Annotated in this window: 17 protein-coding genes; 6 read left to right on the top strand and 11 right to left on the bottom strand. The window is 62.7% G+C overall.

Annotated features, from left to right (window positions below):
* Window positions 1-37: 37 nt before the first annotated feature.
* The gene (locus tag FE781_RS03020; RefSeq protein ID WP_138788163.1) at window positions 38-283 is read left to right on the top strand and encodes a NifU family protein; all 246 of its coding nucleotides are present in this window, start codon (window positions 38-40) and stop codon (window positions 281-283) included.
* A 100-nt stretch (window positions 284-383) separates the two neighbouring features.
* On the opposite strand, the gene FE781_RS03025 is transcribed toward FE781_RS03020, so the two are convergent.
* The 7 genes from FE781_RS03025 to FE781_RS03055 all read right to left on the bottom strand — a co-directional run bounded on the left by FE781_RS03025 (window position 384) and on the right by FE781_RS03055 (window position 6,536).
* Window positions 384-899: an NUDIX domain-containing protein gene (locus FE781_RS03025; protein WP_138788164.1), complete on the bottom strand. Its 516-nt coding sequence runs from the start codon at window positions 897-899 to the stop codon at window positions 384-386.
* The gene (locus tag FE781_RS03030) at window positions 896-1,717 is read right to left on the bottom strand and encodes a Cthe_2314 family HEPN domain-containing protein (RefSeq protein WP_138788165.1); all 822 of its coding nucleotides are present in this window, start codon (window positions 1,715-1,717) and stop codon (window positions 896-898) included. The genes FE781_RS03025 and FE781_RS03030 overlap by 4 nt, the downstream gene beginning before the upstream one ends.
* Window positions 1,714-2,706: a DMT family transporter gene (locus FE781_RS03035; protein ID WP_138788166.1), complete on the bottom strand. Its 993-nt coding sequence runs from the start codon at window positions 2,704-2,706 to the stop codon at window positions 1,714-1,716. The genes FE781_RS03030 and FE781_RS03035 overlap by 4 nt, the downstream gene beginning before the upstream one ends.
* Window positions 2,703-4,466 carry a UbiD family decarboxylase gene (locus FE781_RS03040; protein ID WP_138788167.1) on the bottom strand — a complete coding sequence of 588 codons (1,764 nt, stop codon included), beginning with the start codon at window positions 4,464-4,466 and terminating at the stop codon, window positions 2,703-2,705. The genes FE781_RS03035 and FE781_RS03040 overlap by 4 nt, the downstream gene beginning before the upstream one ends.
* Window positions 4,467-4,574: 108 nt before the next feature.
* A complete protein-coding gene (locus tag FE781_RS03045; RefSeq protein WP_138788168.1) occupies window positions 4,575-5,495 on the bottom strand; it encodes a COX15/CtaA family protein in 921 nt (306 codons plus the stop codon).
* 141 nt (window positions 5,496-5,636) lie between these two features.
* A complete protein-coding gene (gene lepB / locus FE781_RS03050; RefSeq protein ID WP_138788169.1) occupies window positions 5,637-6,164 on the bottom strand; it encodes a signal peptidase I in 528 nt (175 codons plus the stop codon).
* 18 nt (window positions 6,165-6,182) lie between these two features.
* Entirely contained in the window at window positions 6,183-6,536 is a 354-nt protein-coding gene (locus FE781_RS03055) for a thioredoxin family protein (RefSeq protein ID WP_138788170.1), read from the bottom strand.
* 177 nt (window positions 6,537-6,713) lie between these two features.
* On the opposite strand from FE781_RS03055, the gene FE781_RS03060 reads away from it, so the two are divergent.
* Window positions 6,714-8,099, top strand: coding sequence for a DUF2515 family protein (locus FE781_RS03060; protein ID WP_246068012.1), 1,386 nt, complete (start codon window positions 6,714-6,716; stop codon window positions 8,097-8,099).
* A 64-nt stretch (window positions 8,100-8,163) separates the two neighbouring features.
* Here the strand turns inward: FE781_RS03060 and FE781_RS03065 are convergent, their stop codons facing one another.
* From FE781_RS03065 to asnB, 4 genes are all read right to left on the bottom strand, one after another.
* Window positions 8,164-9,789: a putative polysaccharide biosynthesis protein gene (locus FE781_RS03065; RefSeq protein WP_138788171.1), complete on the bottom strand. Its 1,626-nt coding sequence runs from the start codon at window positions 9,787-9,789 to the stop codon at window positions 8,164-8,166.
* A 263-nt stretch (window positions 9,790-10,052) separates the two neighbouring features.
* Complete coding sequence (locus FE781_RS03070; protein ID WP_138788316.1) at window positions 10,053-10,532, bottom strand: DUF456 domain-containing protein; 480 nt, start codon at window positions 10,530-10,532, stop codon at window positions 10,053-10,055.
* A 23-nt stretch (window positions 10,533-10,555) separates the two neighbouring features.
* Entirely contained in the window at window positions 10,556-11,296 is a 741-nt protein-coding gene (locus FE781_RS03075; protein ID WP_138788172.1) for an HAD family hydrolase, read from the bottom strand.
* Window positions 11,297-11,329: 33 nt separating this feature from the next.
* On the bottom strand, window positions 11,330-13,204 hold the full coding sequence (gene asnB / locus FE781_RS03080; protein ID WP_138788173.1) for an asparagine synthase (glutamine-hydrolyzing): 1,875 nt from the start codon (window positions 13,202-13,204) through the stop codon (window positions 11,330-11,332).
* Between the two features lie 319 nt (window positions 13,205-13,523).
* Between asnB and FE781_RS03085 the strand changes: the two genes are divergently transcribed.
* The 4 genes from FE781_RS03085 to FE781_RS03100 all read left to right on the top strand — a co-directional run bounded on the left by FE781_RS03085 (window position 13,524) and on the right by FE781_RS03100 (window position 17,732).
* Window positions 13,524-14,687, top strand: a complete 1,164-nt coding sequence (locus FE781_RS03085; protein WP_138788174.1) for a Gfo/Idh/MocA family protein — start codon at window positions 13,524-13,526, stop codon at window positions 14,685-14,687.
* A 65-nt stretch (window positions 14,688-14,752) separates the two neighbouring features.
* Complete coding sequence (locus FE781_RS03090) at window positions 14,753-15,826, top strand: Gfo/Idh/MocA family protein (RefSeq protein ID WP_138788175.1); 1,074 nt, start codon at window positions 14,753-14,755, stop codon at window positions 15,824-15,826.
* A 30-nt stretch (window positions 15,827-15,856) separates the two neighbouring features.
* Window positions 15,857-16,711 (top strand): sugar phosphate isomerase/epimerase family protein, encoded by an 855-nt coding sequence (locus FE781_RS03095; protein ID WP_138788176.1) that lies wholly within the window; start codon window positions 15,857-15,859, stop codon window positions 16,709-16,711.
* Window positions 16,712-16,871: 160 nt separating this feature from the next.
* Window positions 16,872-17,732, top strand: coding sequence for an AraC family transcriptional regulator (locus tag FE781_RS03100; protein ID WP_138788177.1), 861 nt, complete (start codon window positions 16,872-16,874; stop codon window positions 17,730-17,732).
* The last annotated feature ends 80 nt before the right edge of the window (window positions 17,733-17,812 follow it).

Genomic DNA, 17,812 nt, shown 5'->3' on the forward strand with positions numbered 1-17,812 from the left:
TGTTATATAATATAAAAGAAGAAGGAGGCTGAATCAAATGAGCGAAGCTACCCAGAACAAAATGTACGACGAAGTACTTGAAGTATTGGATAAATTGCGCCCGTTTCTGCAACGCGACGGCGGCGACGTTGAGTTGGTCGATGTCGAGGACGGCATCGTGAAGCTGCGCCTGATGGGCGCTTGCGGAAGCTGCCCGAGCTCGACGATCACGCTGAAAGCAGGCATCGAACGCGCGCTGCTGGAAGAAGTCGAAGGCATTCAGGAAGTCGTTCAAGTATTTTAACCGTATGGGCGAAAAAGGACCGGTGGACCGGTCCTTTTTTGTGTGAGAACGGATGGAAAGCCGCTTCGCGGTTCGAGGCGGCTGCGGCGCGGCGGCGCAATCAGCCGACGCCGAGCACGGCCGACCGCACCGCGGCGAATACCGGGTCGCACACCAGCGGCGAGAAACCGCGCTCCGGGCTCGGTTGCACGTCGATCGGCACGATCTCGGCGCCGTCGGTATCGTCGCCGGTGGGTTCGCCCGGACGCTCCCGCACAACCGCCGCGTAGACGTTTTTGACGAACCGGCCGCTCTCGGTTCCATGAACGACATACTGCCCGACAAACCAGACCGATTCCGCCGAGCCGCCGGTCTCCTCCCTCAGCTCGCGCAGCGCCGCCTCGAGCGGTGTCTCTCCCGGCTCCACCTTGCCGCCGGGCCACTCCAGCCCCCGGCGCGAATGCCGCGCGAACAGCAGCCCGCCGCCGCAGCGGACGAGCAGCACGACATGCCCCGCGGGCTCCGGGTCCTCCGGGAACATCGTCAGCTCGACCGAATGGCCGTAGGCCCCGACGAACGAATATCGCCGCTCGGGTCCGAACAAAACGAACCGCATCTCCTGGCCGTCCTGCTTCATGATTGCCGCCTCCTCGCGTACGTATGCGCCCGTTCCCAACCGTGCGGATCGTCATGCCGAATCCGGTACCGGTCGCCCGGGTTCGTTGCACGCTTCCGGTTGCCCGGGGCCGCCGGATGTGCGGAGCGCATCAGCCGGGCCTCCAAGTCGCCGAACACGGCGGCGATCGTCTCCGCGACCATCCGCTGGCCCGCCAGAAGATCGACGGACGCTTCCTCCAGATCCTCGATTAAGGTCCGGCCCCCGCTGCAATGATCGGCCGCGTACATATCGTCCTCCAGCTCCGAGTTGATCAGATGGACTTCGACATTGCGCTTCTTGCGAAGCCGGGACATCGGCGGCCCGTATGCTTCCTTGATCGCCGCAAGCTTGCGCGTCAGCTCCGGAACGGCATGGATATGCTGCATTTGCCGCAGCACGGTGTAATACGAGTACCGGTGCTTGACGCGCTCCGTCCGCAGCTCGAACAGCCGGTTCAGCAGCGAGCCGAGCTTATCGAGGATGGAAAACACCCGGATAAACGCGTTTTTATAAAAATACACATGAAGCCGGTATTGATGCCATTCGTCAGGAGGCATCCGCTCCGCCACCTTCTCCGTCACGCCGGAGCGAAAACGCTCGGAAGCCGCGACGCTCCATTCGAGCTCCTCCAGCGCCAATCGGCACGATCTCGCCTGAATGTCGCATTGCGTGTAAAAGCCGCAGTCCGGCGAGCCCTCTTGCTTCAGGGGCTCCAACCGCTTGCGGTACCGGTCGATGGCGCCGTAAGCGGGCTCCAGCTCCGGCGGCGTGCCGGAATCGTCCGTAAACAGCATCATTTCCGCACCTCCGTTGCAATCGGCATCGGCCGGCCGGCGCCCCGGACCTCCTGCATCCGGTCGCGCTGGACCAGGTACATCGCCGTAAGCACGCCCGCTCCCCCGATCCACTGGTAAACGCTGAGCCGCTCGCCCAGCAGCAGATAGCCGAATACGGCAGCCGTCAGCGGCAGCAGATAACCGTAAGCGGAAGCTTTAAACGGCCCGAGCCGGCCGAGACAGGCGTTATGGATGTAAAAGCCGACGATCGTCGCGAAGATCGACGTGTAGGCGAGACTGACCCAGCCCTGCCAGCTCATCTCCGCGAACAGCTCGTACGACCCTTTCCAGATCAGCACGGGGGCCAGCGACACGGCGGCCGCCGTCATCTCCCAGGCAATCAGCAGCGGCAGCGGATATTTGCCGATAAGCCGGTTCATGCCGATCAGGTAGATCGCGCCGAATAGGCTGCGCGACAGCAAAATCACGTCGCCCTTCAGCGTCTCTTCGGTAATCGCGAATCCGCCTTCGCCGCCGACCATCAGCAGAACGCCGACAAATGCCAGCGGGATGCCGACCAGGATACGCCAGGTCAGATTCAACTGGCGGAGAGCAAGCGCGATCAGGACGGTAACCACAGGGGTCAAGCCCCGGCCAAGCACCGCGCCGTTCGCCGTATTGGAATATTGTAACCCGTAGGACAGGAACGCTTCCATGCCGACGCCGGACAAGACGCCGAGACCGAGCAGCAACATCAGGTCCTTCCGCTCCATCCGGAACGGGGATTTCCAGACCGGAGCCCTCGTGGCCTCGCCGCGAAGCATGTACGCGCACATCAGCCACAAGATCGGCGCGATCAGCAGGTAGCGCAAGCTGTTGAAGACGAACGGGTCCCACTCGCCGCCGCCGAATTTCATCGAGGACATGTTCAGTCCCCACAGAATATAGACGAGCACAAATCCGGCATGCGGAATCCACACGCCGGATTTGGCATTGGAATAGCCGCTCATTGAAAATATTCCTTCCATCGCCGGTCAACCAGTTGCACGACGTCCTCCCGCGGGAACAGCTCGTCCGGATATCCCGGCTTCATCCTCGCGTCGATCACGATCGGCAGCCGGTAGCTGAGATGATGCTGGCGCACCGACGCGTCCGCGTAAATGTCCGTGGCCGGGTTAAAGCGGGTGAACACCGTCCAGAGGAACGACAACTGGCTCTGCGCAATCGCCGCATCGTCCGCCAGCACGATGACCGGCCATTCCGCCAGGCGGTCGCGGGCGTAACCGAGCAGCCGCTCCGCCAGCTCGGGCTCCTTCTCGTAGGATTCGCCCGAGACGACCAGACAGCCGCCGCAATAGACGCGCGCGTCGCGAATCTCCGGGATGTCCCCGCCCGCGTACTCGCGGGGCAGCTCGCGGATGGGGGCGCCGGTGCCGATGAGGATCGCCTTGCTGCCGTGATTCAGTTGCAGCCCCGTATAATCCAGCGTATCATGCGAGGTCTTGTTGAGAATAAAGAGATCCTGGCGCGGGTCGAACCGCTCCAGCACCGCCTCGAACAGCGCGGAGAAATTGCCGAGATCGAGCTGCTGGTCCGTCACGATCAGGAATTTGGTCAGCGTCAACTGGCCTTGCCCCAGAATGGCGAACGCGTTCGACAGCGCCTCCCGCGAATAGCTCTCCCGCACGATCGCCGCCGCCAGCGGGTGAAAGCCCGTCTCGGCGTATGTCCACAGATCGCGGATGCCCGGCATCACCAGGGAAAAACCGGGGTGCAGCAGTCTTTGCAGGAACTCGCCCAGGAAGTAGTCCTCCTGATACGGCTTGCCGACGACCGTCGCCGGATAGATCGCGTCCTTGCGCCGCCAGACGTGGTTGACGTTAAAAACCGGGAAATCGTGTTTGAGCGAATAATAGCCGTAATGGTCGCCGAACGGCCCCTCCGGACGGCGGACATGCGGCGGCACTTCCCCGACGATGGCGAATTCGGCTTCGGCGACGAGCCGGTGGCCGCCGAACGGGTTGTCCGCCATCGGCAGCTTGTCTCCGAGGATAAACGACGCCAGCAGCAGCTCCGGCAGCGCCTCCGGCACGGGCGCGATCGCCGAAGCGATCAGCGCCGGCGGGCCGCCGAGGAACACGGTGACGGGCAAGGAGAGATTGCGTTTCTCCGCCTCATGGTGGTGGAAGCCTCCCCCTTTGTGGATCTGCCAATGCATGCCCGTCGTCTTGCCGTCGTAAATCTGCATCCGGTACATGCCGAGGTTGTGATCCTTCGGATTGTCCGGATGCTCCGTGTACACAAGAGGCAGCGTGATGAACGGACCGCCGTCGTCCTGCCAGCCGGTCAGCGCCGGTATGCCCGCCAGCGGATTTTGCGTCTCGCAATGCTGGAGCACCGGGGCTTTGTCGCGCGGCAGCGTCTTCATGCCGACCTTCATCAGATCCAGCAGCAGGCCGCGCTCTTCCCACAATTTTTTCGCCGAAGGCGGAAGCAGCGTCTCCTTGGCCGCCATCAGACGCTTCATGAACTGTTCCGGCCGCGGCCCGAACGCCAGATCGACCCGTCTCGGCGTGCCGAACAGATTCGTGACGACCGGGAACAGGCTGCCTTTGACATTCGTGAACAGCAGGGCGGGTCCCCTCTGCTCGATGACGCGGCGGTGAATTTCCGCAATTTCCAGATACGGGTCGACCGGCGCTTCGATGATCCGAAGGTCGCCTTCCCGTCGCAGTTGATCGAGGAAACTGCGCAAGTTCGCATGGATCATGACTCAAATCCTCCAGTTATAGGCCGAGATAGTGGGAGTCCGGTAAAACGGGAGCAGGCGGTATCCCGCCTGCGCGAACGAACGCAGGGCGGGAACCGCCTGTTTTGGCTACGGAGCGCGCCGGAGCGTCAGCACTCCCATATACGTCAGCACGCCGAACAGCCCGGAGATCAGCATCGTGTGCAGCAGGCTGGTGAACAAGTAGAACTGTTCGCTTCCCAGCGTGAACACGACCAATCCGCCGCTGAGCACTTGCGCGACGACGAGCACGGTCGCCCATACGCCGGCCCGGCGCAGCGTCGGGTCGCTCTGATGGCGGTAGGCGATATGGCCCAAAACGGCGACGACGATCATCAGCAGCAGCCCCGCAATCCGGTGAAGAAAGGCGATGCCCGCCGGTCCGCTCAATTCGGGGATCACTTCGCCGTTGCACAAGGGCCAGCCGGTGCAGCCGCCGGCCGATTCCGTATGCCGGACGAACGCGCCCAGGTAAACGACGACATAGCAATACACGATCGAGACCGCGACCAGCCACTTGAAGCCCGGCGAAACCGGAACGGCCCGGGTCGCGCCCGACTGCGGCTCCGCCGTGCGCTGCCGGGCGACGATGGCCAGCAGCAGCGAGGCCGCGAAGGCGATCAGGGAAAAACCGAAGTGAAGCGCCAACACGCCCGAGGCTTGCGACATCTTGACCACCAGCGCGCCCATGATCGCCTGCACGATCGTGAAGAGAAGAGCGATCGCCGCGAACCAGCGGGCATCCGCTCGCTCGCGCACGCTTTTCCAGACAACGGCAGTCGTATACAACACCAGCAGTCCGACCAATCCGGATACGAACCGGTGGCTGTATTCAATCATCGATTCGATGGTTTTCGCCGGAATCAGCTTGCCGTGGCATAACGGGAAATCGGAACCGCATCCCATGCCCGATTCCGTCTTCGTTACGACGGAACCCATAAGCAGCACGAGTCCCATGCCGATAACCGTCCACAGCGTTAACGTTCTTACGGCTTTCGGTGACAATTTCATGAAGGTCTTCACCCACTCTCTCTGTGTCAACCTTCATTATAGCGATGTCCCGTCGCGTTTGCCATTCGCAAATGTGACAAACTGTCGAAGAGACTTTAACGGTTCGTCGACAAAGGCCGCACCGGCCGAATCCATCTCCGTTTATGGCCACCAAATATTCGCCCGGCTGAACGGGTAGAACGTCGCCATCGCCTTGCCGATCACCCGGTCCTTGTGCACGAACGGCTGGTCCCACAGGTGGGAGTCCAGACTGTCGTTCCGGTTGTCCCCCAGCACGAAATAATGGTCCTCGGGGACGACGACCGGAGCCATGGAGTAACGCATCTCCTCGCGGATATACGGTTCGTCCACCGCTTCCCCGTTCCGGTACAGCTTCCGGTCTCGGATCTCGATCGTGTCTCCGGGCAGGCCGATCACGCGCTTGACCCAAGCTTCCTTCTCATGTCCGGGCACCGGGGGATGAAACACGATAATGTCCTGAAAATGGAACTCGGTGAGGCTCACCAGCTTCTCCACGAAAATCCGGTCGCTGATCTCCAGCGTCGGAATCATCGAGCCGGTTTTGACTTTCATGGCTTGGGCGACATAGGTGTTGACCGTAAAAAAGATGGCAAAAGCGATCAACAGGCTGGTCAGCCACTCGCGCGCATGCCTCTTCCAATTTTTCAAGGCGTTCCCCCCGTCCCCTTATTCGGCGGCTTGTTCGACGGCCCGGGCGACCTCCACGGCGCGGTCCAAAAACTCCTCAATCTCCTCGCGCGTTTTGCGATATTTGTTCACGAACCGGATCGTTTCCTTGCCTTGAGCGAAGGCGATAAAGCTGGGGATTCCCAGTACGTTCAGCTCCGTGCACAAGTCCGGCAGCTCGTCGCGGTCGATTTGAATGAAGGTCAAGCGGTCGGCGTATGCCGCTTCGACTTCCGGCATAAAAGGCTCGATATAATGGCAATCCTTGCACCAGGTCGTTTTAAAAACGGCGATAACAGGCTTCCCGGAGGCGATCGCCTCGCGAAACTCGGATTCGGTCCGAACATTCAACATGGAATTGCAACCTCCCTGTAAATAGACGGACGTCGGGGCGGCAACAAGCCGCAACCGCGTCCGGTTTCCCAATTAATAGCACACCGCCGCGGGACCTGTCAATTCGAGCGGTTAAGGGGCCGAAAAATGCAGCAAACTGGTATCAAAGGAACTCATTTTGCGAAAGGGGCAAGCGCGATGGCGGCATGGATGAAATGGAAAGGAACGGCATACCGGTGGGCGGCGCGCCTCGTCCGGCGGTTCCGGGCGCGATGGGGACAGCGCGGCCGCCGCCCGCTTCCTTCGGAGCTGTCGATCCCGCTCAAGGACCGGGAGTGGCTGTCCCTCGCCTGGCGGCGGCTGCCGGCGACCGCCGACCGGACCGGCACAGTCCCGGCGGACCGGTTCCGCGCCCGAACGGAGATGGAAGCGGCGCTGTCGCCGGGCGAGACGCTTGTCCCCGATCGGTACACGGCCGGCTTTCGCGCCCCGGCTTTCGCGCCGGATCTCCGGAGTTCGCCCCTGGACTCGCTGGTCTCCCGCATCCGGGCGGAGACGCGGGCGCTCAACCGCAATAACGTCACGCGAACCGAAGCGTACCGGGCGGTTTACCGCCGCCATCCGGAGCTGCATTGGGCACTGGTGGCCCATATGGTTTCCCGCAACGGGGGCTGGAACATGACCGACCTGCAGGGCGAATTGCTGCCGAGGCTGTTGACGCCCGAACAGCGGCGGCACGTCTTCCGCTTCCTTGAAACGGCCAATTCGTACATATTCGGGGACGCTTACCCCCAACTGCTGCTCTACGACGCTTCCGTGCGCGCCGGCCGGGATTTGTCCGGCTTGTTAAGCGAGTTCGGCGTCTCCCGGTTCATGATCCCGGTCTGGCGGCGCTTCTGGCAAACCCGCGAACCCGCAGCGCTGACGGCCGCGCTGATCGTCAACGAGCAGCATTTTATCGAGAAGCGCGTCGTCCGGAATCCGCTGTTCCGGGAGCAGGTGCTGGAATCCCCCTTCTTCCGGGCGCAAGCCTATCTGCAGATGAATCAGGTGGTGTTTCCGTATCGGTCTCCGGCGAATCCCCGCATCTTGCGGCTGGCGGGCCTCGTGCTTGAAGATTTCGGCAATCTGGAGGAACGGATTCGCTTCGGCAAGCAGTTGTACGCGCTGCTGTTCGGCGTGGAGCCGGTGCGGACCGGCGCTATCGGCTTCGCGTTGTCGGTTCGCCACACCGGCTCCCGGGCCGATTACTGGCCGCATCTGTTCGCCCGGGAGAGGACGTCGCCGCCCGATCGCCCCTACCGGACGAGGCTGGCCGGCCACCGGCTGAAGCCGGGCGCCGACCGTCTGTACAGTCCGGCGCTTGAGGACGCTTGGCCGGACCAGCCGCCGCCCGAGCCGAAGCCGTACGATTGGTTGGACGAGGCCGGCCCCGCTCTCGCCGCCGAGTACGCGCTCGAGCCGCTGGAGCCGCCCGCCCGCTGGGAGCTTGCGCATGATGGCTGCGAGGGGCTGCGCGCGATCGAGCTCGCCGTGGCGGCCGCGCAAGCGTTGAAACCCGGCCGGCAGGCTCCGCCCGGCTGAATGCCCCGGCACGCGGCGGAGTCAAAAACGCCCCTCCGCCCGAACGGCGGAGAGGCGTTTTTGTTCAGGTTGCCGTGCCTTTGCCGGCTTCGGGCAGCTTCACGAACCGGCCGATCAAGCGCCGCACCCGCGGGGGGAATGCCGCGGCGTCGGCTTTCGTGACGACGCCCGTCACGCCCAGCAGCACCGGATACAGCAGCAGCATGACGCCCCCGGACAGCGCCAAGGCGAAGCCGTCGTGCAGGTATTGGTTGCCGCCGCCGAACGCCTCCTCCGCGAGCTGCAGGAGAGCGTGCCCGGCTGCGCTCATGCCCAGCACCGTCGCGATCAGGCCGACCCAGCGGACGCCGAACACCCGGTACGCCACCATCCGGCGCAAATACCACAGGTTCAGCACGGACGCGACGGCGAAGCACAGCGACGTCGAGACCGGAATGCCGTTCGGGCCAAGCAGCGGCGTCAAGGCGTACAGCGCGGCCAGCTTGACAGCCAGCCCGATGCCGACAAACGCGACGCAGGCGTTCACTCGGCCGAGTCCCATCAGGATGGCACCGGTCGTCATCATCAAAATCTGAAAGATCGTGCCGGCCGTCAGCAGCGACACCATGCCCGCGCCTTCGGCGTCGGTATACAAGAACCCGGTCAGCGGCTCCGCCGCGACGGACAGCGCGACGACGGCCGGCAGGCCGGACAGCAGCGACAGCCGCAAGCACAGCGACGTCTGGCGGGCCACCTCGTCCGCGTCGCCCTTGGCGTATGCCGAGGAGATGACCGGAATCACGGACTGGCTGAGCGCCACCGCCAAAATAATCGGCAACCCGGCGATCGGCTGCGCGCGTCCCGTCAGGATGCCGAGCCACTCCGCCGCCCGCTGCTCGCCCATCTGCGGCGCAAGCAGCGGACCGAGCAGCGAGCTGTCGAGCATATACAGCAGCGGCACCGCCAGCGAGAACAGCGTGATCGGCACCGAGATGCGCAGAATCAGCTTGTACGCCTCGCCGGTCCGCAGTCGGGTCTCGTCAGCCGTTCCACGACCGGACTTGGCCGCCTGCTCGCGGCGCAGCTTGCGGTAGTAGTACAGCATCACGGCCAGCGCCGCGACGCCGCCGATCACGCTGCCGAACGCGGCGCCGGCGGCCGCGACCGGCACGCTGAAGCCGAGGCCAAGCAGCACGCCCGCCAGCGCAAGAGCGGCGGCGACGCGGATCAACTGCTCGACGATCTGCGAGATGCCTCCCGGCATCATCATCCGGTTGCCCTGGAAGTATCCCCGCAGCATCGCGATCAGCGGGAACAGCAGCAGCGTCGGCGAGATCGCCCGAATCGCCGCCGCCGAATCCGGCACGCGGGAAAACTCCGCATACCAGGGAGCCAGCAGGTACAAGCCCGCCGTCAGCACGACTCCCGCGGCCAACGCAAACAGCACGGAGGCGCGGAACAAATCCTGCGCCTCGCGGTGCCGTCCCAGCTCCATCCGCTCCGACACCAGCTTGCTGAGCGCGCTGGGGATGCCGGCGGTGGCGATAACGAGCAGCGCCAGATACGCATTGTTCGCTTGGCCGAACATGCCGCTGCCGTCCTTGCCCAACAGGTGCTCCAGCGGCACCCGCTGCACAAGCCCGAGGGCTCGCGCCACCAATGCGGCCACCGCCAGGATCAGCGTGCCTTTTACCAACGAATCTTTAGCCAACGTCCATTCCTGCCTTCCTTCGCCCGTCCGACGATATACGGAGCCTCCGCGCCACAGGGCTGCCGTCCGTCGTTCCGGGTCTTGCCTTCGGCTTCCGCCTGCCGTCGTCAGAAATCTTTTACCGGCGTCGGGAGCCGCCCGTCCGGTGATAAATTAAGTTGATAGATTCGCCAAATCGGGGGAGACCAGCCCAAGAGTGCGGGGACTCGGACGGCCCAAGGCTACGGTCATTCGGAAGTCCTCAAGTTGCGGCGCTCCGGGAGCTACCAGATCCAGACGATAAACAGCACGATCATCAGCCCTTGCAGCAGCACCTTCACGACCGTGCCGGTGAAAAAGCCGACAAGCGCGCCGAGGCCGGACTGCACGGCCTGCTTCCAGTCCTTCCCGGCGATCAGCTCGCCGATCGCGGCTCCCGCGAACGGGCCGATAATGAGGCCGAACGCGGGGATCACGAACGGTCCGACGATCAGGCCGATCGTGCTTCCCCATACGGAAGCCTTGGAGCCGCCGAACTTCTTGACGCCAAGCGCGCTGACGGCGTAATCGGCCGCGAACAGCACGACCACGATCGTCGTCTGTATCAGCCAAAACCAGATGCCGAACGGCTCCCACGTAAAAAACAGCCCGTACACGAAGAAAGCGGCGTAGATCGCCAGCGCGCCCGGCAAAACGGGATACACCGCCCCCAGCATGCCGACCGCGAACAGCAGCACGATCAAGGCCCAACCCAACACAGACATCCAGTCCATCCCGGCTCCCCCGATCAATCGTTCAGGATATAAGTCCGTATCAATTGCGCGACGCCGTGCTCGGCGTTCGTGCCCGTCACGGCGTCCGCCGCCGCTTTGACGGCATCCTGCGCGTTGCCCATCGCCACGCCGAACCCCGCCTCGCGGATCATCGCGATATCGTTCAAGCTGTCGCCCGCGACGATCGTCTCGGACAGCTCGATGCCGAGCAACCCGCACACCGCGCGCAGCCCGCTCGCTTTGCTGACTCCGCGCGGATTCACCTCCAGATTGCACGGATGCGAATTCGTGATCTCATAGCCTCCCCACCGGTTCAATTGGTCCAAAATCGCGGACAGCTTCTCGCCGTTCTCCGTGTAATATCCGAACTTCAGCCACTCGTACGAATCCACGTCGTTCGTCCAGGTCTCCCGGTTGAAGACGCCTTCGGTGGAATAAGCCCAATACCAGACATCGTGCCGCAGCGCGAGAGCGTACAGTTGCCGCACGTCGTCTCGCCCCAGCGGGTGACGCTCGTGAAGCTCGCCCGGACGCCGCCAAATCTCGCTGCCGTTCACCGCGACGATCGGGCTGTCCAGATTCAATTCCTCCGCATAGGGCAGCAGGCTCTGATACCCCCGCCCCGTCGCGAAGATCACCGTTACGCCAGCTTCGCGTGCCCGGCCGATCCATTCGCGGTTCTCCGGAGATATGCGCTGCTCGTCGTCCAGCAGCGTACCGTCCATGTCCAGGGCCAGCAGTCGATATTTCGGCATGCCTCTCCTCCTCTCGATTCCGGCGGCCCGCGCTTACCGCGCCGCTGCCGCCAACGGGGACGCCTGCTCCTTCAGATAAGCGTCATGCCACAAGGCGAACACGTACAGCACCCACAGCTTGCGGGCATGATCGGCCGTCCCCGCGACATGCTCGGACACCATCCGCTCCACCTGGCGCATGTCGAAAATATGACCGAGCTCCGCCGCTTCGATCTGCTCCAGCAGAAGGGTTCCGCGAGGTCCCTTCAGCCAGGAGCGCAGCGGCACGGGGAAGCCGAGCTTCGGCCGGTTCTGGACGAAATCCGGCACGATGCCTTCCATCGCGCGGCGGAATACATATTTGGTCGTGCCGCCGGCGATCCGGTGCCGCGCCGGAATGCGCCGCGCCAGCTCGAACAGCTCCTTGTCGAGGAACGGCACGCGCAGCTCCAGCGAGTGGGCCATCGTCATCTTGTCGGCCTTCATCAGGATGTCGCCCGGCATCCACAGGTTCAGATCGATATATTGCATACGGGACACGGGGTCCAGATGCTTCGTCCGGTCGTAGAACGTTTTCGCCGTCTGCACCGGATTCGTATACGAATCCAGCAGTTGCCCGCCGAAGCGCACGAGCTCCGCCTTCGCGTCCTCGCTGAAGATGCGCGCGTTGCCGAGGAACCGCTCCTCCAGCGGCGTCGCCGCCCGGATCAGATAGTTGCGCCCCCGGACGCCCGCCGGCAGCGCCTCCGCCAGCGTGCGAAGCGCCCGCTTCAGCGATCCCGGCAGCCACGACACCGCCGCGAGCGAGCGCGGCTCGCGGTAGATGCGGTAGCCGCCGAACAGCTCGTCCGCCCCTTCGCCGGACAGGACGACGGTCACATGCTCCGCCGCCAGCTTGGCGACATGGTACAGCGCGATCGCGGACGGGTCGGCCACCGGTTCGTCCTGGTGCCAGATGGCCTTGGGCAGCGAGTCGAAGTAGTCTTGCTCCGTAATCACCCGGCTGTAGTGCTCCGTGCCAAGCGCGCGCGCCGTCTGCTCCGCGACCGTCGTCTCGTTGTTCGGTCCCTCGAAGCCGACCGAGAACGTCCGGATCGGCTCGATCCTGCGCATATGGGCGGCGATCGCCGTCGAGTCGATGCCGCTGGACAGGAAGCAGCCGCGCTCCACGTCGCTGACCATGTGATGCTTCACCGAATCCGCCAGCTTCGCCCGCAATTCCTCGATGTACATATCGAGCGGCCCTTCGACCGGCTCGAACATCGGGTCCCAGTAGCGGCGGATCGACACCGCGCCGTCCGGAGTCACCGTAATCGTATGCGCGGGCGGAAGCTTGTTCACGCCTTCGAACATCGTGTAAGGCTCCGGCACGTATTGGAACGTCATGTAGTTCAGCAGGCTTTCCTGCCGCAAACGCCTCTCGACGCCCGCCGCCAGCAGGCTTTTGATCTCGGAGCCGTACAGCAGCCGGTCGCCGTCGTGCGCGTAATAGAACGGCTTGATCCCGAAATGGTCCCGGGCGCCGAACAGCATCTTGCGCCGCCTGTCCCAGATGACGAAGCCGAACATGCCGCGCAGCTCCTTGACGCAATCCTCGCCGAGCTCCTCGTAAAGGTGGACGATCACCTCCGTATCCGTATTCGTCCTGAACACATGGCCCTGGGATTCGAGCCGCTGACGCAGCGTCTTGTAGTTGTAGATCTCCCCGTTAAACGTAATCCAGACCGACTCGTCCTCGTTGGCGAGCGGCTGATGCCCTTCCGACAAATCGATAATCGACAGACGCCGGAAGCCCAGCCCGACGTGAGGCTCCGCCCAAAAGCCGTAGTCGTCCGGCCCCCGGTGCCCGATCACGTCCGTCATCTTCCGGATCAACGATTCCTCCGGCGTGGTTGGCGTAAAATATACGACTCCCGCTATTCCGCACATGCCGCAAAACTCCCATCCTGTTTCGCTTTTTATCGCATCATTCTGCTTTTTGAATTCCAACAGTCAACGATGATTCCCGATACGTAGATATGATTCGAACGAACATGCCGCAGTCAGGCGGTATGTACAGGCCGCACCGTGCGGCCGGTCTTTCGCGCTTAAGTATATCACGATTTTCAGCCATTTTCATGAACGACCACAATCACAGTCAAATCCCGCAAGAGATTCGATGGTGCGAGTAAAGAGATATCGGATGCCGTCTGTTAAAATGAGAGCATACCGGATCTCACGGAAAATATGTTCCTGGGGGAATTTCACCATGTCTAGCGTACGCATCGGCATTGTCGGGTTGGGCAACATGGGAACCGGCCACGCCAAATATTTGATTGCAAATGAAGTGAAAGACGGCGTTCTCGCCGCCGTGTGCGACAGCCGTCCGGAGCGGCTGGAATGGGCGCGCAGCGAGCTGGGCGAACACGTCCGGCGTTTCGATACGCCGGAAGCGATGTACGCCTCGGGCGCGATCGACGGCGTGCTGATCTGCACCCCGCACTACGACCATCCCCGGCAGGCGATCCAGGCGTTCTCCCACGGACTGCACGTGCTGGTGGAAAAACCGGCGGGCGTCTACACGAAACAAGTGCGCGAAATGAACGAAGCCGCCGCGGCCAGCGGCAACGTGTTCGGCATCATGTACAACCAGCGCACGAACCCGCTGTACGCCAAGCTGAAGGAACTGCTCGAGTCCGGCGAGCTGGGCGAAATCCGCCGCACGAACTGGATCATTACGAACTGGTACCGCCCGCAAAGCTACTACAATTCCGGAGGCTGGCGCGCCACCTGGGCGGGAGAAGGCGGCGGCGTGCTCATCAACCAGGACCCGCACCAATTGGACCTGTGGGGATGGACGACCGGCCTGAAGCCGAAACGGATGCGGGCCTTCTGCCAATTCGGCAAGCATCGCGACATCGAGGTGGAGAACGACGTCACCGCTTACGTCGAATACGAGAACGGCGCGACGGGCGTGTTCGTCACTTCGACCTACGAATCGCCGGGCACGAACCGGTTCGAAGTGAGCGGCGACCGGGGCAAGCTGGTGGTCGAGAACGGCAAGCTGACCTTCTCCAGGCTGCGGGTTCCGGAGTCGGAGTTCAACCGGACGTTCACCGGCTCGTTCGGACAGCCGGAATGCTGGACGTTCGACGTGCCCGTCGCATCCGGCGGTTCGCAGCACGCGGCGATTACGCAGGACTGGGTGAACGCGATTCTCAAGGGAACGCCGCTGATCGCTCCCGGAGAAGAAGGCATCAACGGCCTGATGCTGTCCAACGCGATGCTGCTGTCGACGTGGATCGACGACTGGGTGGAGTTCCCCATCGACGAAGACCTGTTCTATGATAAGCTTCAAGAGCAGATCCGCAACTCCAAGACGAAAAAAGACGCCAACCACTACGTAACGGCGGACGTCTCGGGCACGCACTGACCGGCGGGCAAGGACACTCAACCCGCTGCCATACGGTCCGAATCCGCTGCGGAAAGGAAGCTGGCATCACGATGAAAGACGGAATGAATTACGCGCCCCAGGGCAAACCGAAGCCGGTCGTCCGGGCGGGAGAATTCGTATTCGCCGCGATGGCCCTGAATCACGGGCATATCTACGGCATGTGCAACGGCTTGACCGAAGCCGGTGGGACGCTCAAGTGGGTGTACGACCCGGACCCGGCCAAGGTGGAAGCGTTCCTGCGCAAGTACCCCGGCGTACGCGCCGCGTCGTCGGAGCAGGAAATTTTGCAGGACCCCGAGGTGAAGCTGGTGGCCGCCGCCGCCATCCCTTGCGACCGCGGACCGCTCGGTGTCCGCGTCATGCGCCACGGCAAAGACTATTTTACCGACAAAACGCCGTTCACCTCGCTCGATCAGTTGGCCGAAGCCCGCAGAGCCGTCGCCGAGACGGGCAGGAAATACGCGGTGTACTACAGCGAGCGCTTGCACGTCGAAAGCGCGGTGTTCGCCGGCCAGCTCGTGAAGGACGGGGCGATCGGACGGGTCGTCCAAGTTATGGGGCTCGGTCCGCACCGGCTGAACGCGCCGTCCCGGCCGGACTGGTTTTTCCGGAAAGCCCAGTACGGCGGCATCCTGTGCGATATCGGCAGCCACCAGATCGAGCAGTTCCTGTACTACGCGGGCTGCCGCGACGCCGAAGTGCTGCAGAGCCGGGTCGCGAACTACCGCAACAAGCAATATCCCGAGCTGGAAGACTTCGGAGACGCGATGCTGCGCGGGGATAACGGCGCGAGCCATTACTTCCGCGTCGACTGGCTGACGCCCGACGGGCTGTCGACCTGGGGCGACGGGCGCACGGTTATTCTCGGCACGGACGGATACATCGAGCTGCGCAAATACGTCGACATCGCGCGCCAGCCGGAAGGCGACCAGTTGTACCTCGTGAACGGCGAAGGCGAGCATCGGCTGGAGCTTCGCGGCAAAGTCGGATATCCGTACTTCGGCGAGCTGATTCTCGATTGCCTGAACCGCACGGAAACCGCGATGACGCAGGAGCATGCGTTCAAAGCCGCCGAGCTGTGCCTGAAGGCCCAGGAGCTCGCGGTGCGCGTGGAATAATCGGTCTCGAACCGTCAGGAGGCATAACCCATGAAATTATCCGTTTTTACCGTCGCCACTCCGGACTTGACGCCGGACCGGCTGGCCGCCGCGGCCCAAATGGCCGGTCTGGACGGCATCGAATGGCGTTTTAAGGAAATTCCGGACGAAGCCCGCCAAGAGCCGTATTCGTTCTGGCGCAACAATATTTGCTCGATCGACCCCCGCGGCGGCGACGCGCACTTCGACTCGTTCGCGGAAGCGGCCCGCCGGCACGGCCTCGAAAACGTTAGCGTGACGCCTTATCTGCAGCCGGGCGACCTGGAAGCGACGGAGCATGTGCTCCGCGTCGCGAAGCGCATCGGCGCCTCGTTTATCCGGCTCGGGGTGCACGGCTACAACCGCACACGGCCGTTCGGCGAGCTGTTCGAATCCGAGCGCGCGTACTTGCGCGAAGCCGCCGAGCTGTGCAAGCAATACGGCGTGAAGGGGCTCGTCGAGACTCACCACGTCACGATCGCGCCCAGCGCTTCCGCCGCTTACCGGCTCGTGGAAGGGCTCGATCCCGATGATGTCGGCGTCCTGTTCGATCCCGGCAACATGGTGCACGAGGGCTTCGAAAATTTCCGCATGGGGATGGAAATACTCGGGCCGTATCTGGCGCATGTCCACGTCAAAAACGCCGGCTGGAAAGAAACCGGCGCGGACGAGGACGGAAGCGTGACCTGGACGTGCTCCTGGACCGGCATCCGCAAGGGCGTCGTTCCGTGGAAGCAGGTGATCGAGGATCTGAAAGCCGTCGGCTACGGCGGTTACCTCGGCGTGGAGGACTTCAGCGGAGAACTCGGCTCCGAAGCGCTGCTGCGCGATTTCGCCGACTACATGAAGCGGCTGCTCGAGTCGTAACCGCCAACCGCATACGCCTCCGGAACGGCCGCCCGGACCGTTCGGGAGGTTTTTCTTTATTTTTCCGGCGGCGATGCGATTTCGTCCGGTTCCCGGGTGTGGTATGCTGGTTCCATACACTCTCACAATCCCAGCGACGTCACGCGAGAGGGGAGCGTTCATGTTTCCGCAGCGTATCCGATCGGGAGCCTCCTTCGAATTTTCGTACCGGTTGGTCGGACCGATCGACCCCGTCTTCCATTCGCATCCGTATTATGAGCTTTATTATTTCCATGAGGGCGTCTGCAATTACTTGATCGGCGACAAAATCTACGTGCTCTCCCCCGGCGACCTGATTCTGATGAACGGCATGACGCTTCACTGCGCCAAAATCGACAAATCCGTTCCCTACGTGCGCACTCTTTTGCATTTCCAGCCGGAGAACCTGCGCCCCCTGCTGGACATGCCTCACGCGCTGAACGTGTTTAAGCCGTTTCAGGATCTGGGCAATCACCGGCTATCGCTCGCCGGCCCCGAACGGGAGGAAGCGGAGCGCCTGCTCGCCCGGATGGACGGCTACAAGCGCCGGGGTGACACGATCGGCTATAACCGTCTGCAGCTTGCCCTGGCGGATATGCTTTATTACGTCTACGATTTGTGCCAGCAGCCTCTCCGCGACAAACCCGAGTTTCCTTCGGACAAAGAACGTACGGTACAGGACATCATCAGCTTCATCGAGTCGCAGTATACCCGCGACTTGACGCTCGATATGCTGCAAGACCACCTTCATCTGAGCAAATACCATCTGTCCAAGCTGTTCAAAGAAGTGACGGGCGTCACCATCTTCGACTACGTCTACCGCCGCCGCATCAATCAGGCCAAAATCATGTTTTTGCTGAATCCCCGGACATCCGTCACGGAAGTGTGCTTCCAGCTCGGCTTCAAGCATCTCGCCCATTTCAGCCGGCTGTTCAAAAAACAAACGGGCCAATCGCCGGAATCGTTCAAAAAGCGGCTCGCCGAGGAAAAACCGCAAACGTAAAACGGCCGACGCCGATAAAGCCTTGCGGCATTTTCCGGCACTCAAAAAGCCCGGGAAGAATCGTCCGATCCGACGATTCC

The organism is Paenibacillus thermoaerophilus (genome assembly GCF_005938195.1).
In the GTDB taxonomy this organism is placed as follows: Bacteria; Bacillota; Bacilli; order Paenibacillales; family Reconciliibacillaceae; genus Paenibacillus_W; species Paenibacillus_W thermoaerophilus.

What these genes read in the sequence shown, in the direction of transcription:
- FE781_RS03020 (WP_138788163.1), top strand. Translation starts at nt 38, where the DNA reads ATGAGCGAAGCTACCCAGAACAAAATGTACGACGAAGTACTTGAAGTA.
- FE781_RS03025 (WP_138788164.1), bottom strand. Translation starts at nt 899, where the DNA reads ATGAAGCAGGACGGCCAGGAGATGCGGTTCGTTTTGTTCGGACCCGAG.
- FE781_RS03030 (WP_138788165.1), bottom strand. Translation starts at nt 1,717, where the DNA reads ATGATGCTGTTTACGGACGATTCCGGCACGCCGCCGGAGCTGGAGCCC.
- FE781_RS03035 (WP_138788166.1), bottom strand. Translation starts at nt 2,706, where the DNA reads ATGAGCGGCTATTCCAATGCCAAATCCGGCGTGTGGATTCCGCATGCC.
- FE781_RS03040 (WP_138788167.1), bottom strand. Translation starts at nt 4,466, where the DNA reads ATGATCCATGCGAACTTGCGCAGTTTCCTCGATCAACTGCGACGGGAA.
- FE781_RS03045 (WP_138788168.1), bottom strand. Translation starts at nt 5,495, where the DNA reads ATGAAATTGTCACCGAAAGCCGTAAGAACGTTAACGCTGTGGACGGTT.
- FE781_RS03055 (WP_138788170.1), bottom strand. Translation starts at nt 6,536, where the DNA reads ATGTTGAATGTTCGGACCGAATCCGAGTTTCGCGAGGCGATCGCCTCC.
- FE781_RS03060 (WP_246068012.1), top strand. Translation starts at nt 6,714, where the DNA reads ATGGCGGCATGGATGAAATGGAAAGGAACGGCATACCGGTGGGCGGCG.
- FE781_RS03070 (WP_138788316.1), bottom strand. Translation starts at nt 10,532, where the DNA reads ATGTCTGTGTTGGGTTGGGCCTTGATCGTGCTGCTGTTCGCGGTCGGC.
- FE781_RS03075 (WP_138788172.1), bottom strand. Translation starts at nt 11,296, where the DNA reads ATGCCGAAATATCGACTGCTGGCCCTGGACATGGACGGTACGCTGCTG.
- asnB (WP_138788173.1), bottom strand. Translation starts at nt 13,204, where the DNA reads ATGTGCGGAATAGCGGGAGTCGTATATTTTACGCCAACCACGCCGGAG.
- FE781_RS03085 (WP_138788174.1), top strand. Translation starts at nt 13,524, where the DNA reads ATGTCTAGCGTACGCATCGGCATTGTCGGGTTGGGCAACATGGGAACC.
- FE781_RS03095 (WP_138788176.1), top strand. Translation starts at nt 15,857, where the DNA reads ATGAAATTATCCGTTTTTACCGTCGCCACTCCGGACTTGACGCCGGAC.
- FE781_RS03100 (WP_138788177.1), top strand. Translation starts at nt 16,872, where the DNA reads ATGTTTCCGCAGCGTATCCGATCGGGAGCCTCCTTCGAATTTTCGTAC.